A 15,817-nucleotide genomic window follows, 5' to 3' on the forward strand; every position below is an offset into this window, starting at 1 on the left:
GCCATATCATTGGCTAGGCGGCGTGGTCTCTTGCCGCAGCAAAGCTGAGCAGTTCATCGGCAACATCCTTGTCGCAAGCGGCCGTCATTTCGCTAACGGCCGCCGTCAGACTATTGCTGCGTTCGGCATTTTTCGATGCCATGGCCCATTTGGGGAACTGCCTGCGCTCAACAAAACCGCTTTTCAGCAAAATCACCGCTGTGTGCCGGGGATCGGATGCGATCCGGTTAAACGTATCTTCCACCGCGCTCTGATCGCCCTCCAGATATTGCAGGAAGCGCTTCTTGTCTTGAATCAACAAGCCAGTAATATCGTTATGGCCATTATTCTTACGTGAGGATGCCAATATCTGCTCGATTTCTGGCTTACCCACCTCTGGTTTAGGTGTACTCAGATAAACCAGTCGAAACATGTATCGCTCCCCAAGACGATGAAGGGGGAAGCTAGTGCAACTTCGTTAATTATTTACCAGCAAATCCAGAGTGCAAACAAAAAAAGGCGGCGAAGTCCTGCCTCGCCGCCTTTTCTGGTCATTGATCCGGTGTTTAAGCGTCGTCGTAACGCGCCGTTGCCGGAATATTTGGAAATTCCTGATCAGCCTTTTCGATAAAGCCCGGGATATCCTTGTTCCAGGTTTCCTGGACTTGCTGATTGAAGTTCAGATAGAGCTTGCCGTCGACAATCGCGTAGAGTTTCGGATCACCCGATGCAAGCTTTCCGCGTGAAGCAGCCCAAGCACAGTGTCCGCCATATTGTGGGGCAAACTTAGCGGGTTCCGCCTGAAACTTCGCGGCGTTTTCAGCTGAGGCAAAATGATACTCAACGCCGTTATATTTAACGCGATGTTGATCGCTACCTTCAACAGGCACACCGTCGCCTTCAAAATAGCTCACCGTGTCATAGCCGCTCACCGCGACATTTTCCGATCCGGCAGGACCAGTAAACACCGGAACCTGAACTTCATCACTAATTTCAGTGATCGCGGCTTCCACGGTTTCGGTCGTCTCTGCTGTATCCGACGATGGAGCAGAACATGCGATGGGCAGTGTCGCCATCATGATGGCTGCAAGAAATGTTTTATTCATTGGTAAGTCCTTCGGGAAATTTGTTTGAGGGGGGCGCTGTAGTTTAGCACAGGCTATCCCCCCCAAACCACTATTCATTATTGAGGTGCACAAGCGGCGGCACAGGCACCACAAGCGGCAGGTTCGGCAGCACAGGCACCGGCGTCAGCGCCACAGGCAGCAGCGCAGGCTGGGGCAGCAGCGCAGGCTCCGCATGCCGCGGCTGCACAAGCGCCACAGGCTGCAGCACAGGCCGCTGCTGCACAGGCGCTACAGGCCGGTTGGGTCGCTGGCGCTGCGGTACAGGTTGCCAGAGCAGCCGATGGAGCTGCGAGGGACAGACCACCCATGACAGCGAGCATTGCGGACAGTTTACGTGTATTATTCATGATATTTTCCTTTGAGTTTAGAGTTCAGGTTAGAAAGCTACGTGACGAATAGGGGGTCCGATTAACCGCCGAATTTGGCGTTATCCGGGAATTTTGGCCAGTTAATGTCGGCCTTCTTGATGAAGCCAGCAACGTCGGTCAGCCAGGTTTTCTGAACCTGTTTATTGACGTTGAGGTAGAGTTTGCCGCCAACTACTTTGTAGACCAGTGGATCACCGGGAGCGAGCGAGCCGCGTGACAACGCCCATGCACAGTGACCACCATATTGTGGAGCGAATTGTGCTGGCTTTTCCTTGAACTTTTTGGCGTTAGCCGCGGTGCTGAAAAAATAGTCAGCGCCCTTATATTTTACCTTATGCGCCTTGCTGCCTTTGACTGGAACGCCGCTTCCGGTGAAGTAAGACGTGACGTCATAACCGCCGACTGCCGTGTTACCACCCTTAACACCGGTGTAGGTCGGGCCAGCAATGGCCGCATCAATAGGAAGGGCGAAAGTTCCGGTGGTCGCGGTTAGTGCGAGCGCCAATGGCATAATAAGATTTTTCATTTTTTGTTCCTTGGTAAGATTTAAGTTCTTGTGATTGAGGGTAAAAATAATTTCGTTGAGCCGTCATGCTCGTTGATGGTTTCGCGAGGTCGAGCGAAAAGGTTTCACTTCCTGCAAAATAATTTCACCAGCATGGTTGATTTTTGCACCGCAAAAGATATGAATGTCGGCATGAGATGTGCCTCAAACCTAGAGCTACACCGACTTATGCGCCCTTAGGCGTAGCTGAGCTGCTGCTTGATGCGGCGGCCCCGTCTAAGGGATTATTTTTCCAGAAAATTGAAATTAACTAGCAATTTCCGCCTTGCGTGAAATCGCTTGCAGCATAAGAGTATCGATCATGCATTCTAATCCATCTCAAAAATATCGCCCCTTTGGTCAGATTGATTTGCCGGACCGCCAGTGGCCTTCCCGCATCATTGACAAGGCTCCACGTTGGCTCTCCACCGACCTGCGGGATGGCAATCAAGCGCTGATTGATCCAATGGATGCACAAAAGAAACAGCGCTTTTTTGATTTGCTCGTAAAAATCGGGATCAAGGAAATTGAGGTCGGCTTCCCGTCCGCCGGCGCGACCGACTTTGATTTTATAAGCGGTTTGGTCAAGTCCGGCAGCATTCCCGATGATGTCATGGTGCAAGTCCTCACCCAGTCCCGCCGTGATCTGATCGAAACCAGCTTTGCCAGTCTGGAAGGCGCCAAGCAGGCCATTGTCCATCTCTACAATGCGGTTTCACCAGCATGGCGTGATGTTGTGTTCAAGCTGGGCAAGGAAGGCGTAAAGGATATTGCCAAGGAAGGCGCAACGATCCTGCGCGAACAGGCGGAGAAATATCCAGATACCGATTGGCATTTCGAATATTCGCCCGAAACTTTCTCAACCGCAGAGATCGAATTCAGCCTGGAGGTCTGTGAGACAGTCATGGAGATTATCGAGCCGACGGCAGAGAAACCGTTGATCCTTAATCTGCCAGCAACGGTCGAAGCCTCAACGCCCAATATCTATGCCGACCAAGTAGAGTGGATGTGCAAACATATTAGCAAGCGCGAGCATGTCGTGATCAGCCTGCACACGCATAACGATCGCGGTTCGGGCATCGCGGCATCGGAGCTGGGTCTGATGGCCGGTGCTGACCGTGTCGAAGGCTGTCTGTTCGGCAATGGCGAGCGCACGGGTAATGTCGATCTGGTGACGCTCGGCCTCAACATGTACACGCAGGGTGTCGACCCAAAACTTGATTTTTCCAACATGGATGAAATCGTCAATACGGTCGAATATTGCAATCAACTGCCGGTTCCGGAACGCCATCCCTATGCCGGAGAACTGGTCTTTACCGCCTTTTCCGGTTCCCATCAGGATGCCATCAAAAAGGGCTTTGCGGCGCAAGAACAGCGCAATGACGAACTTTGGAATGTCCCTTATCTGCCTATCGACCCGCGCGACATAGGCCGGGACTATGAAGCGGTGATCCGTGTTAACAGCCAGTCCGGCAAAGGTGGTATCGCCTGGATATTGGAGCAGGATTACGGGTTAAAGCTCCCCAAACGCCTGCAGGCCAATTTCAGTCGCACGGTGCAGGAACTGGCCGACGAGACAAGCCGGGAACTGTCTGCCAGAGATATCTGGGGTGCATTCCAGAAACGCTATCATCTTGATGGTGGCGGTAAATACAGCCTTATCGACTATCAGGAAAGTCAGACCGGCGGCGAACGCATATTCGTCGGCAAGGTCAAAGGGCCCGACGGAGAAACGTCCGTCAGTGGTCGCGGCAATGGCCTGATATCCAGCGTTGTCGACGCCCTCGCCTCATCTCTTGGCATCTCGCTGGAGATCATGGACTATCAGGAACATGCCCTCGGTTCAGGCAAGGACGCGCAGGCGGCGGCCTATGTCGAATGCAAGACCGGTGATGGCCGCGAATTCTATGGTGTCGGCATCAATAGCGATGTCGCAAGAGCCTCGGTTGAAGCGCTGCTCAGTGCGGTAAACCGGATTTAGCAGCCGGATTAAGCAATCGGTTAAAATAACAGTGGAATCCGCCTCGGCTTGGGCTATGGCGGAGGTCTAAGCTTTTCCGTTTAGCCTTTTCTATTGGGGACCTTATGACTTTACCTGCTATTTTCGACAATCTTCGCCTGCCGCTTATCGGTTCACCTTTGTTTATCGTATCGGGACCGGAATTGGTCATTGCGCAGTGTAAAGCCGGTATCGTCGGGTCCTTCCCTGCCCTCAACGCACGGCCACAAAGCCTGCTCGATGAATGGATGCACCAGATTACAGAAGAACTTGCGGCATGGAACCGGGACAATCCCGACAAGCCAGCAGCTCCCTTTGCGGTGAACCAAATTGTCCACAAATCCAACGATCGTCTCGATCAAGACATGGCCACCTGTGCCAAGTGGAAGGTCCCGCTGATCATCACGTCACTGGGCGCCATTGAGGATCTCAACACCGCCGTGCATAGTTGGGGTGGGATCACCATGCATGACATTATCAACGACCGCTTTGCCCATAAAGCGATCGAAAAAGGCGCCGATGGCCTTATCCCGGTGGCAGCAGGTGCTGGCGGTCATGCCGGTGTTATTTCTCCCTTTGCACTGATGCAGGAAATTCGTCAGTGGTTTGATGGCCCTGTTGCCCTGTCTGGCTCTATCGGTTGCGGCGCATCTATTCTCGGCGCGCAGGCTATGGGTGCGGATCTCGGCTATATGGGCTCCGCCTTTATCGCGACTAAGGAAGCCAATGCCGACCAGGGCTATAAAGATGGAATCGTCGAAGGCCGTGCCAAGGACATTGTCTATTCCGACCTGTTCACCGGTGTAAGCGGTAATTATCTACGCGGCTCCATCGAGAATGCCGGCCTGAACCCAGATGACCTGCCACAGGGTGACTATAAGACCATGAATTTCGGCTCTGGCGGCAATACCGAGAAAAAAGCGTGGAAAGATATCTGGGGTAGCGGTCAGGGCATCGGTGCTATTGATGAAGTCCGCTCGGTTCAGGACATGGTCGACATACTGATCAGCGAATATCAGGAAGCTCGGGATAGCTTGGCGACGCGGTTTAACTACTGATCGGACCTATCCTACGCTTGGTTACAAGCATGGAGTATAGTTGATATGCGGAAGTCTCAATGGGTCGCCATGGCACTGCTCGGCTCTGTCTTGTCGGCTCTTCCAGTTGCGGCATCTGAACCCCGGACAATAGAAGATAACGAGCCGCTGGTTATGCGGATAATTTTCGACGATTGCCTTGGCTTTGTCCAAAAGGATATTGCACCTTTTGAAGGCTTGGCGCTGTTACCGATCACCGCCAGAGGCAGAGATATGGTTCGCGCGCGCTATACCGAGAACGGCGCCATACATCACCTGTTTTCCGACCGCTACGTCGTGGCATGGGGAGAGGATAGCGAGGATCGCTATTGTATTCTTCTCACATCACGACCATCCGACGAACCAATGATGCTGGGGGTCGAACCCGCTGGCTTCCCAACACGACTGACCGAGCGTGCCGATGCCGTAGGCATGACAGAGAACGACATGCCCGGAGAGTTTTCGCCGCTCAACACAATGTCTTGGCGCAAACCCGATGCGGATGGCAAACCAGGACTCAGAATGGTGGTGATGCCGACAGACGGTGTAGAGGGTCAGAAAATCGTCGACGCTGGACTTATTGTTGTGGCTGCCGGGTCTGATAGTTCGGACGACTGAGACACATTACTCGCTCTCTGGTCGTGGCTTCGCTTTCACATAAACGCCCCGTCCCATTTTTTCCGGTGGAACAAGGTTTTCTCCGTCGATCTTCATGATGACTGTGCCGATGGGGTCATAACGCGCACCCTCTTTCGGTGGATCGTAGATCAGCGTCACCAGCCCATCCTCAAAACTCCAGCTTCCGCCAGAAATAATGTCCAGTGCTCCAACGCTCAGATACCATTGAAAACTGCCATCCTCGGACAATTGCAGACCGGAAGCCGTTTCCATCACGCCTCGCAGATAATAGCGTCCCAGCAATTTTTGTGATGCATCATGATCCTGCGCATCCGGCGAAGCTTGCACGATATCGCTACCCGCCTCTTCGGATATTTCAGGCGAGTCTGAGCCCGAAAATGCCAATATTGATGCCATCACGCTGTTGATCAATTGGCTTGCCATAGGCACGCTTACATCTCTCCGCGTTGGCGGCGTATGGCGAACCATTTTTCGACATTGGCATTATGTTCCGCCAGTGTCTTTGCGAAAACATGCCCGCCTTTGCCGTCCGCGACAAAGAAGAGATATTCACTGTCCGCCGGATTAAGCACCGCTTCGATTGAGGCGCGCCCGGGATTGGCAATTGGCCCCTTAGGCAAGCCAACCATCGAATAGGTGTTATAATCATTCACTGCCGCAATTTCGGATTGGCGAATGCGCCGACCCAGCGGTTTGCCTTTGGTGATCGGATAGATAATCGTAGGATCGGCCTGCAGCATCATGTTGCGATTGATCCGGTTGCTATAGACAGCCGCAACGGTGCGTCGTTCGCGGGCTAGCGCCGTTTCCTTCTCGACGATCGCCGCAAGGATGACGGCTTCTTCTGGTGTCTTGACCACACTGGCTGCGGTTTTTTTGGGCCATAGTTCGGCAATCGTATCCTTCATCGCCTTTTGCATGCGCGCCACGACCGCCGCTCGGCTCTCACCGCGTTCAAAGCTATAGCTGTCTGGCAAGAGTGAACCTTCTTCGGGAACGGGGATGTCACCGGTCAAAAGTTTTTCTGCCATTAGTTTTTCATGCACGATAATCGAGGGCGTACCTTCTGGTATCGTGATGAGCCGCTGCACGGTTTTCCCGCCCTGCAATATGCCCAGAATCGTGGCATTACTTGCGCCAGCAGGAATAACGAATTCGCCAGCCTTGATTGGCTCGGATCCACCGAAAATCTTGGCGCGATTCAAGAAGGCATCCGCAGACTTGATGACACCTTCGTCTTCCAGCGCTTTTGCCGCCATGCCCAGGCTGGAGCCCGACTTGACGATAAATTGCTGCTCATTCTCCAATGGTCCACTGGCGTTCCAGCCATAGAGGAAATTGCCCGCAAGTATCAAAACCAGCGCGGCCGCAACCAGAAGAATAAGGCAGCCGAAGCGCCGCATGATGATGCTATACCGCCTTCATGATGACGCTGGCATTGGTTCCGCCAAAGCCGAAGCTGTTGCTAAGAACCGCTTTGACTTCGCGTTTTTTGGCGACATGCGGTACCAGATCGACGCCCGCGCAACTCTCTTCAGGATCATCCAGATTCAGTGTTGGTGGAACGGTCTGGTCACGCAGCGCAAGGATGGAGAAAATCGCTTCTACTGCGCCTGCGCCGCCGAGCAAATGGCCGATGGCAGACTTGGTTGAGCTCATCGACATCGTCGCGATATCGTCACCGAACAGGCGGCGCACGGCGGCCAGCTCCAGAACATCCGCCATGGTCGATGTGCCGTGAGCATTGACATAATCAATATCGGCAGTGGTCAGGCCAGAGCGTTTCAGTGCCATTTCCATTGAGCGATACGCGCCAACCCCATCGGGATGCGGCGCGGTTACGTGGTGTGCGTCACCGGACAGACCATAGCCAACCACTTCGGCATAGATGGTCGCGCCGCGAGCCTTGGCGCGCTCATATTCTTCCAGAACGACAACACCTGCACCCTCGCCCATGACAAAGCCATCACGGTCTTTATCATATGGCCGCGAAGCAGCGGCTGGATCATCATTTCGCTTGGTGGACAGCGCTTTGGCTTGCGCAAATCCGGCGATACCAATGGGGCAAATAGTTGCTTCAGCTCCACCCGCAAGCATCACATCAGCATCATCAAGGGCAATCATTCGTGCTGCATCACCAATGCTATGCGCGCCAGTTGAGCAGGCTGTGACAACAGCGTGATTGGGCCCCATCAGACCATATTTGATTGAAACCTGTCCAGAGATCAGGTTGATGAGTCGCCCGTGGACAAAATGCGGGCTTACCCGTCCTGGGCCACGTTCGTTAAGAACCAGCGATTCCTTTTCGATACCCGGCAATCCGCCGATACCGGAACCAATAGAACAGCCTGTGCGCAATTTTTCTTCATCGCTTAATTCTGTCAGCCCTGCATCTTCCAGTGCCTGTCCAGCGGCATCGATGCCGTAGATGATGAACGGATCAACCTGACGTTGTACCTTATGATCGACGCGCAAATTCGGATCAAAACCATATTCATGGTCGGCGGGCTTCACCTCACAGGCGATATGGCATTTCTGGTCTGAAGCATCGAAGCGCGTAATCTTTCCCGCACCGGATTTTGAAGCAAGAATATTGCTCCAACTTGTTTCCACATCTCCGCCAAGAGGCGTTACCAAACCCAGTCCGGTCACTACAACACGACGCATGCTATGCTCCTTATAACGGGCCTTCCTAAGCCCCAATTCAAAAGCGGCCACCGGTTCAGGAAATGCTTCCCAGGCCGGTGAGCCGCTTTGTAATCATTTAGCGATCATTGGCCCCGGAATATCAGCCCACAAAAGTGGCCGCATTCCAAAATCAATTAGCCCTTGTTGTTGTCGATAAAATCAATCGCATCTTTAACCGTTGCGATTTTTTCAGCCGCATCGTCAGGAATTTCGACGCTGAACTCTTCTTCAAACGCCATCACAAGTTCAACAATATCGAGGCTGTCAGCGCCCAGATCATCGATGAATGCCGCTTCTTCGTTTACTTTGTCAGCTTCTACACCAAGATGCTCAACAACAATCTTTTTTACGCGGTCTGCAGTCTCACTCATGAGAGTTCCTTCTTCGTTGGTATTAATTTCTATTTTGTCCTAGTGGCATGGCGCGTTGCATGCAAGAGGGCAAGCGCAGCTTTATGAATGAACGCTGTTTATTGTTCTTATTGTCGCAATTCGCCGTTTCGAAAGTCTTCTTCGATACCGTACAATGCTCCGCGCCATTCCCAGTAATTATACGCTAGTTCCCGCAATTCCTTGTCTTCGGGATAGCCCGCTGCGGTCAAATCCTTGTCCATTTTCCCAGACAGGAAGACATCCTCCAGCATATATCGACCTGTCGGTTTCACATTATCGCTATAATATTGATCCAAAAAGGATTTAAAATCTCCCAATTTTTGGATTTTCTCCACCAATCCGTCTTGCATTATCCAGCCATCCATCAAGGAAACCCTAAATGCACTTCGCGTCTGAATATCTGTCCAGCCGTGTTCGGCCTGACAGTCTTCAGTCAGTCCCTTTGCTGACTTGAACGCATCAACTTCCTTACCTTGACGCGCCAGCGCAAAATATGCCTGCGCCTGATCGGCCGAGACGCCCTTGCTCACACAATCGAAATTTTCAATTGTCAGCAGTCCCGCAGTCGGAAGAAGCGGTTCGGGGTTTGCGGTCATCACCAGCAGAAATATTGTGGAGAACATTGTGAAAGCCGTTTAGCTGATCATTGCCATGCCGCCATTCACGTGCAGTGTCTGGCCGGTAACATAGGATGCTTCATCGCTGGCCAAATAGGTCACAGCCGCCCCGATATCCCCACCAGCCCCCATTTTACCTGCGGGAATTTTCCGATTTATCTCTTCTTTTTGCGCATCTGTCAGTGCCTCGGTCATCGGCGTAGCGATAAATCCGGGAGCAACACAGTTTACGGTAATTCCGCGTGACGCCAGTTCCTGCGCCAGCGCCTTGGACATCCCGACCAATCCCGCCTTTGATGCGACATAGTTCACCTGCCCCGGATTACCGGTAGCGCCGACAACCGATGTAATAGAAATGATCCGGCCGTGCCGGGCTTTCATCATCGGCCGCGCAGCAGCACGGGCCAGACGAAAGGCTGATTCCAGATTGACGTTCAATACATCCGACCAGTCATCATCGGACATACGCATGACGAGCCCATCACGCGTAATTCCGGCATTGTTGACCAGGATGTCGAGCTTACCAAGTTTTTCGATCACTTGCGGCACCAGCGCGTTGACTTCTTCGGCGTCGGCAAGGTTACAAGGGATGACAACATGTCCATCTCCTTCCAGTTCCGGAATCAGATCCATCAATGTCAGCTTGCGCGTACCGGACAAGGCAATTGTCGCACCGCGTGCAGCCAGCGATTTAGCAATTGCTGAACCAATGCCACCCGATGCGCCGGTTACCAGCGCGGTCATTCCTGTCAGATCAAACATATAAAATTCCTCAGTATTCCAGATAATATAGAACGAAATCTTCGGCCTTGGCGCCATTGGATTCATAAAGTTTGCGGGCGGGTATATTGTCTTGTTCCGTGCCTAGCCAGCATTCTTCACAGTCGCGTTCGTCTGCCAATTTCAAGACTTTGGCAAGCATTTGCTTGGCTATTCCGTTCTGCCGCAGCTTTTCAATAACATCAATTTCGTCAATATAGAGCTCATCTGCCTTGTCTGGCCGTTTGTGGACCATTGCAGTGCACTTGCCGATCACCTTTCCATCCAGCTGCGCAACAACCAGCCAGTGGCTCTCCTCCGCCAGAAAAGCAGACAGCCGCGCCGGATCGACAGGATTATCAAACAGATCATCAGCGACATGATCCATCAGCTCTATATTATTGTTGGTGACCTCAAATATTTCTATGGCCTCCAAATCCACCAAATCAAATATCCTTCAGAAAGCCTTCAATATCATCCATTGCGATAAGACTGGTTGTCTGAACTTCCTTATTTATGCGTTTCACCATTCCGCCAAGCACCTTGCCACCGAATTCGACAAACTGCTCAACGCCAGCCTCGAACAGGTTCAGCACCGATTCCCGCCAACGCACGGTTCCCGTGACCTGTTCTACCAGCAACTGCCGTATTTCATCTGTATCGGTCACCGCATCTGCTGTCACATTGGCAAAAACCGGAACAGCGGGCGGCAATATGCTGGCTTCTGCCAACGCCTCTTCCATCGCCTCCGCCGCAGGCTGCATCAACGAACAATGAAATGGCGCCGAAACTGGCAACAACACACCGCGTTTAATCTCATGTTCTTTAACAAGTGCAATGGCACGTTCGATCGCTGCCATATGGCCGGAAATGACCACCTGGGTCGGATCATTGTCATTGGCGACCGTACAGATGTCGCCCTGCGCCACTGCTTTCGCTAGGCTGGCGGCCTTCTTGATATCCGCTCCCAGTAATGCGGCCATACCGCCCTCACCCACCGGAACCGCCTTTTGCATCGATTGACCGCGCAATTTCAACAATTCTGCTGTTGTTGTCAGATCTAGCGCGCCCGCCGCACAAAGCGCGGTATATTCGCCCAGACTATGGCCGGCGACATAGGTACAAAGGTCCGCCATCGGTTTGCCGCCCTCTTTCTCCATAACACGGAGAGTCGCGATCGCATTGGCCATGATCGCCGGCTGTGCATTCTCTGTTAGGGTCAGCTCATCTTCCGGGCCTTCACACATCAACTGGAAGAGATTCTGTTCCAGCGCGTGATCGACTTCCTGAAAAACTTCGCGGGCCGTGTTGCTGGCTTCGGCAAGCGCCTTGCCCATGCCAACCGCCTGGCTGCCCTGTCCCGGAAAAATAAACGCCCTCATGCTTGCCCCTTATCGGTTTGTTGATTTGTTGTCCCTGCAGGTAAGAGGGAATGGAAGTGCATGCAAGTATCACGACGTAAATCGCTATCACTATTGCACCACTATTACGATTGCCAAGTTTTAACTGAGCAATTAAGCTTTCAGGATGAATGAAGCCGTTTCCGAACATGAACTGACTGTTTTTTGCCGCAGGACACTCGGCATGGACGGTGAGTTGTCAGGCCTTCGCAGGCTATCGGGCGGAGCCAGCATGGAGAGCTGGGCCTTTGCCTATGGAGGCGAGGAATTTGTTCTCCGCCGATTGCCTGCAGGGATTTCTCCGGATGATGAAGGTTTGCGTGGTGTGCCGCTGGCCACCCAGGCGGATATTATCGATCTGGCGGTTCAATCTGGCGTGACGGCCCCAACGGTCCGAGCGCGACTATCGCCAGAAGATGGCCTTGGCGAAGGTTTTGTTATGGACAAGGCGGAGGGGGAGACCCTGCCCCACAAAATCCTTGGCAATCCCGAATTTGCTGAAGCCGAGAGCAAATTGACCGACCAATGCGCGGCGGAGCTGTGGAACATCCACAATATCGATCCCGGCCCGTTGTTCGGCAATCTGGAATATTACGCCCCGCTGGACCTTATCGGCTTGCAGCAAGACAAATATGAAGAGATTGGCGGTGCCATCCCGATCTACGAATATGCTTTTCACTGGCTGAAGGAAAATGCTCCGGCCAGCCCGGATGATCCAGATCGTGAATCCCGAAAGTTGGTGCACGGCGACTTCCGCATGGGCAATCTCATGATCCAGCCATCCGGCCTGTCTGCGGTACTGGATTGGGAATTGGCCCGACTGGGTGATCCCGTCCAGGATCTCGCCTATCTTTGCACTCCCAGCTGGCGCTTTGGCCATTATGAGAAGGTTGCGGGCGGCTTTGACAGCGCCGAAGCGTTTCTCGCTGCATATGCCAGGCACAGCGGAAAAAATGTTGACCCGGACCGTTTCCGGTTCTGGTTGATCTATTCCACTGTCTGGTGGGGAGTCGCCTGTCTGGTCATGGGTGAGATCTGGCGCAGCCACGGGGATCGTTCGTTGGAGCGCACCGTCATTGGTCGCCGCGTGTCGGAAGTTGAAATTGATCTAGCACTGCTGTTTGAAGAGATTTTGCCACAAGAGATCAGCACTGCGCTGAATTGGAAAATACCCGAAGAACAAGAGGCTAAAGGTGAAACCAGCTATGATGAGCTGCTGGCTGCCCTCTCCGAATGGAATATGAAAACGGTCCAGCCCGATCTGAAGGGCCATGACCGTTTCCAATCCAGGGTTGCCGGCAATGCACTGGGCATCGCCAAGCGGCACGCCAGCTTTGGTTCTGCTTTCCAGACCGCTTCAGACGAACGGTTAAAAGCTATCGGATTTGACCATGGACAGCTCTGCACGGCGCTTTCAGAAGGACGCGTGGGTCCGGAACATCCGGGTCTGTGGGATCATCTCAGGCTGTCTGCATTGGAACGCCTGTCTATCGACCAACCCAAATATGCCGGCCTTGCCGTCGCTCTCAACAAATGGAACCCATGATATGAGTTTTGACATTCCACAGGATATTGAAGACTATCTCACCGTTCTGGATGATTTTATCGAAGCTGAAATCAAACCGATTGAGCAGCGCGACGATAATATCCGTTTTTTCGACCATCGCCGGGAAGACAGCCGAACCGACTGGGACAATCAGGGTCTGCCGACCAAGGAATGGGAAGACCTGCTCGACGAGATGCGCCGCACCGCCGATGCCGCTGGTCATTTCCGCTATGCCCTGCCCAAGGATTTCGGCGGACAAGATGGCTCCAACCTAGGCATGGCCCGCATTCGCGAACATCTAGCACACAAGGGCCTTGGCCTGCATAACGATCTGCAGAATGAAAATTCAATCGTCGGTAATCTCGTCCAGCCCCTCATGGTGCGCGACTTTGGCACCGAGAAGCAGAAACAGGAATGCATTCCTGCGATGCTGAAAGGTGAGATGAAATGGTGCTTTGGCCTGACAGAGGAAGATCACGGCTCTGATGCAACATGGATGGATACCACGGCCGTGCCAGAGCAGCGCGATGGAGTGGATGGCTGGCTGATCAACGGCAACAAGATGTGGACCACCGGTCTGCACGTCGCCACTCATGTCATGACCTTTGCCCGCCATCGCGGCAAGGATGGCGATGCCCAGGGTATTGGCTGTTTTCTGGTTCCCACCGATGCAGAAGGCTTTGAAATTGGCGAATATATGTGGACATTTAACATGCCCACCGATCACCCAAAATGCAGCTTCACCAATGTCTGGATTCCAGCGGACCAAATATTGGGAGACCTCGACATGGGTCTCGCTGCCGCACAGCATTTCGTCCACGAAAACCGTATTCGTCAGGCCGCGTCGTCACTGGGTGCCGCGCAATATTGCATCGATGAATCAGTAAAATATGCCGGAGAGCGCAAGCCGTTCGGAAAACCACTGGCCGTCAATCAGGCGATCCAGTTTCCGTTGGTAGAATTGCATACCGAAGCGGCAATGCTGCGCCAGCTTATCTATAAAACCGCAGCACAGATGGACGGTATGGCCAAGGTCGATGTTGCCAAATATCTGTCAGCGCAGGTGTCCATGTGTAACTACCGCGCCAATCGATTGTGCTGCGATGCAGCCGACCGCGCAATGCAAGTCCATGGCGGCATGGGCTATTCCCGCCACAAACCGTTCGAACATATCTACCGCCATCACCGGCGCTACCGGATCACCGAGGGTTCGGAAGAAATTCAGATGCGCAAGATCGGCGGTCATATGTTCAAATTCATCAAATGAGCCGGAGGGTCAGGATGGGATACAAAACGGACAGCAGAAACCTCATCTTGAACCCAGCACCCGCGGTTACAAATCGGCCAGAACTTTTTCAATTTCATCAAACAAGAGATCAAAAGCAGCCGCTTCTTGGGGCGTGAATAGCGCAATATTCTCAGTCACAACGCGCAGTTTGACGATGTCCGCACTAGTCCCCGTTGCAAGATTTTGCAGCAGAGAATTTACCTTAAAGATGGCGCGCGTGACGCGATCAGACTGCGCATAATTGCTGCCGACACGTGCAAGAAGAATATGCAAGCTGTCACGCATGCTGAGCAATGGGCCGGCTAGTTCAACCATTTACCTCTCCTTTTCAGAACACTCTGGCGATCGCAGCAAGATGACCCAGAGCCCTGCGCAATCGCGTCCGGGTGATGGCTGCTGCCTTCCGTTTTTCGTCCAGCGTCAGTAGCCTATCGTCACCAAATAACAGGCCTTGATAATCGCGATGCGTTTCGCGCAACGTTCCTACGGTCTTCGACAATGCGATTGCCAATTCCGGCAATGCCTCTTGCCGTTCGATCAATGTCATTTGCTGTGCAGCGAAACGATGTCTTTGATCGAATTGTTGTGCGGGAATGCGAGGCAGTCGGCTCTCAATAAGGGTCAACCGATTGTCAATCTGCACATCCATGACAAGCAACCATCTCTGATTTATCCGGCTCAGCCTGTCGATATCCTTGGCGAAAGCGGCCTGATCCAGCTGAATTTCAACATCACGCAAGTCATCGACACGCGCTGATTCATCGATAATCTCATTGAGCAATGACAGCGTGTCCTCAACCGCCCCTTTCTGATCATCGGTCAAAGCAGGGAGTTTGACGTCTTCTTGCCCGGCTATGCTTCCCAAATTGGCCGCGACGGCGTCTAAAGTTGCTTGCGCACCAAGCAGCTTGCCGGCCAAGTCCGTGGGTTCGCGGGTAACTATTGCATCCACTGCGTCAAAATAAGTCACCAGCCCATCAATAACAGCCAGCGATGGACCAAAGTCCTGACGGGTCAGACGCGGCAGCTGGAAGTCGTTCTCTTGCCTGCTGCCTTTACGGCAGATCGTCTCGTTATTGCCTGTTTCTCCCTGGGCAATTAGCGGTGTAGGAAGGCGGCAATTGGGATCTACGGCGACCAGATCGATAAGTGCCTTTCGGTTTTCCGATTGCACATCCGCCATTAGCACCCGTGTCGCATCGGTGGCGGAGCGCGCGGCATCGGTCATGGTTCCGGCGCGCTCAATTCGGATGACATCGGTGGCACAGCCAGAAAGAGTGATGGCCAACGTCAACGCAATTGAAAAACCAACAGTCCGGGAAAGCTTCGACACAAGAATGTTCCTAATCTCGCTTTGAGAACACCCTTGTAACATATCTGGGTTCAAATTTCCTC

19 protein-coding genes are annotated in these 15,817 nt (G+C 53.0%); 5 read left to right on the plus strand and 14 right to left on the minus strand.

What is annotated here, in order from left to right:
- Positions 1 to 13: 13 nt before the first annotated feature.
- The 4 genes from DG177_RS03155 to DG177_RS03165 all read right to left on the minus strand — a co-directional run bounded on the left by DG177_RS03155 (position 14) and on the right by DG177_RS03165 (position 2,000).
- Positions 14 to 412 (minus strand): BLUF domain-containing protein, encoded by a 399-nt coding sequence (locus DG177_RS03155; RefSeq protein WP_108810169.1) that lies wholly within the window; start codon positions 410 to 412, stop codon positions 14 to 16.
- A gap of 133 nt (positions 413 to 545) precedes the next feature.
- Positions 546 to 1,085, minus strand: a complete 540-nt coding sequence (locus DG177_RS03160; RefSeq protein WP_337658465.1) for a YHS domain-containing (seleno)protein — start codon at positions 1,083 to 1,085, stop codon at positions 546 to 548.
- 77 nt (positions 1,086 to 1,162) lie between these two features.
- A complete protein-coding gene (locus DG177_RS17635) occupies positions 1,163 to 1,453 on the minus strand; it encodes a hypothetical protein (RefSeq protein ID WP_337658466.1) in 291 nt (96 codons plus the stop codon).
- A gap of 61 nt (positions 1,454 to 1,514) precedes the next feature.
- Entirely contained in the window at positions 1,515 to 2,000 is a 486-nt protein-coding gene (locus DG177_RS03165; RefSeq protein WP_108810170.1) for a YHS domain-containing (seleno)protein, read from the minus strand.
- A 340-nt stretch (positions 2,001 to 2,340) separates the two neighbouring features.
- On the opposite strand from DG177_RS03165, the gene leuA reads away from it, so the two are divergent.
- From leuA to DG177_RS03180, 3 genes are all read left to right on the plus strand, one after another.
- Positions 2,341 to 3,999 carry a 2-isopropylmalate synthase gene (leuA, locus tag DG177_RS03170; protein WP_108810171.1) on the plus strand — a complete coding sequence of 553 codons (1,659 nt, stop codon included), beginning with the start codon at positions 2,341 to 2,343 and terminating at the stop codon, positions 3,997 to 3,999.
- Positions 4,000 to 4,103: 104 nt separating this feature from the next.
- Positions 4,104 to 5,075, plus strand: coding sequence for a nitronate monooxygenase (locus DG177_RS03175; protein WP_108810172.1), 972 nt, complete (start codon positions 4,104 to 4,106; stop codon positions 5,073 to 5,075).
- Between the two features lie 45 nt (positions 5,076 to 5,120).
- A complete protein-coding gene (locus DG177_RS03180; RefSeq protein WP_108810173.1) occupies positions 5,121 to 5,711 on the plus strand; it encodes a hypothetical protein in 591 nt (196 codons plus the stop codon).
- A gap of 6 nt (positions 5,712 to 5,717) precedes the next feature.
- Here the strand turns inward: DG177_RS03180 and DG177_RS03185 are convergent, their stop codons facing one another.
- The 8 genes from DG177_RS03185 to fabD form a co-directional block, all read right to left on the minus strand.
- Positions 5,718 to 6,155: a hypothetical protein gene (locus tag DG177_RS03185; RefSeq protein ID WP_108810174.1), complete on the minus strand. Its 438-nt coding sequence runs from the start codon at positions 6,153 to 6,155 to the stop codon at positions 5,718 to 5,720.
- A gap of 8 nt (positions 6,156 to 6,163) precedes the next feature.
- Positions 6,164 to 7,135, minus strand: coding sequence for an endolytic transglycosylase MltG (gene mltG, locus DG177_RS03190; RefSeq protein ID WP_108810175.1), 972 nt, complete (start codon positions 7,133 to 7,135; stop codon positions 6,164 to 6,166).
- Positions 7,136 to 7,142: 7 nt separating this feature from the next.
- Positions 7,143 to 8,399 carry a beta-ketoacyl-ACP synthase II gene (fabF, locus tag DG177_RS03195; protein ID WP_108810176.1) on the minus strand — a complete coding sequence of 419 codons (1,257 nt, stop codon included), beginning with the start codon at positions 8,397 to 8,399 and terminating at the stop codon, positions 7,143 to 7,145.
- Between the two features lie 155 nt (positions 8,400 to 8,554).
- Positions 8,555 to 8,791 (minus strand): acyl carrier protein, encoded by a 237-nt coding sequence (locus DG177_RS03200; protein ID WP_108810177.1) that lies wholly within the window; start codon positions 8,789 to 8,791, stop codon positions 8,555 to 8,557.
- Positions 8,792 to 8,898: 107 nt separating this feature from the next.
- The gene (locus tag DG177_RS03205) at positions 8,899 to 9,435 is read right to left on the minus strand and encodes a hypothetical protein (protein ID WP_108810178.1); all 537 of its coding nucleotides are present in this window, start codon (positions 9,433 to 9,435) and stop codon (positions 8,899 to 8,901) included.
- Positions 9,436 to 9,447: 12 nt separating this feature from the next.
- Positions 9,448 to 10,191, minus strand: a complete 744-nt coding sequence (fabG, locus tag DG177_RS03210; protein ID WP_108810179.1) for a 3-oxoacyl-[acyl-carrier-protein] reductase — start codon at positions 10,189 to 10,191, stop codon at positions 9,448 to 9,450.
- Between the two features lie 10 nt (positions 10,192 to 10,201).
- Positions 10,202 to 10,630, minus strand: coding sequence for a GNAT family N-acetyltransferase (locus tag DG177_RS03215; RefSeq protein ID WP_337659017.1), 429 nt, complete (start codon positions 10,628 to 10,630; stop codon positions 10,202 to 10,204).
- 4 nt (positions 10,631 to 10,634) lie between these two features.
- Complete coding sequence (gene fabD, locus DG177_RS03220; protein ID WP_108810180.1) at positions 10,635 to 11,570, minus strand: ACP S-malonyltransferase; 936 nt, start codon at positions 11,568 to 11,570, stop codon at positions 10,635 to 10,637.
- A 202-nt stretch (positions 11,571 to 11,772) separates the two neighbouring features.
- Between fabD and DG177_RS03225 the strand changes: the two genes are divergently transcribed.
- The gene (locus DG177_RS03225) at positions 11,773 to 13,134 is read left to right on the plus strand and encodes a phosphotransferase family protein (protein ID WP_337658467.1); all 1,362 of its coding nucleotides are present in this window, start codon (positions 11,773 to 11,775) and stop codon (positions 13,132 to 13,134) included.
- 1 nt (position 13,135) lies between these two features.
- Positions 13,136 to 14,401: an acyl-CoA dehydrogenase family protein gene (locus DG177_RS03230; protein ID WP_108810182.1), complete on the plus strand. Its 1,266-nt coding sequence runs from the start codon at positions 13,136 to 13,138 to the stop codon at positions 14,399 to 14,401.
- Between the two features lie 66 nt (positions 14,402 to 14,467).
- Here the strand turns inward: DG177_RS03230 and DG177_RS03235 are convergent, their stop codons facing one another.
- Positions 14,468 to 14,737, minus strand: coding sequence for a hypothetical protein (locus tag DG177_RS03235; RefSeq protein WP_108810183.1), 270 nt, complete (start codon positions 14,735 to 14,737; stop codon positions 14,468 to 14,470).
- Between the two features lie 13 nt (positions 14,738 to 14,750).
- On the minus strand, positions 14,751 to 15,755 hold the full coding sequence (locus DG177_RS03240; protein ID WP_108810184.1) for a hypothetical protein: 1,005 nt from the start codon (positions 15,753 to 15,755) through the stop codon (positions 14,751 to 14,753).
- Positions 15,756 to 15,817 lie beyond the last annotated feature (62 nt).

It is taken from the genome of Sphingorhabdus sp. Alg231-15 (assembly GCF_900149705.1).
In the GTDB taxonomy this organism is placed as follows: domain Bacteria; phylum Pseudomonadota; class Alphaproteobacteria; order Sphingomonadales; family Sphingomonadaceae; genus Parasphingorhabdus.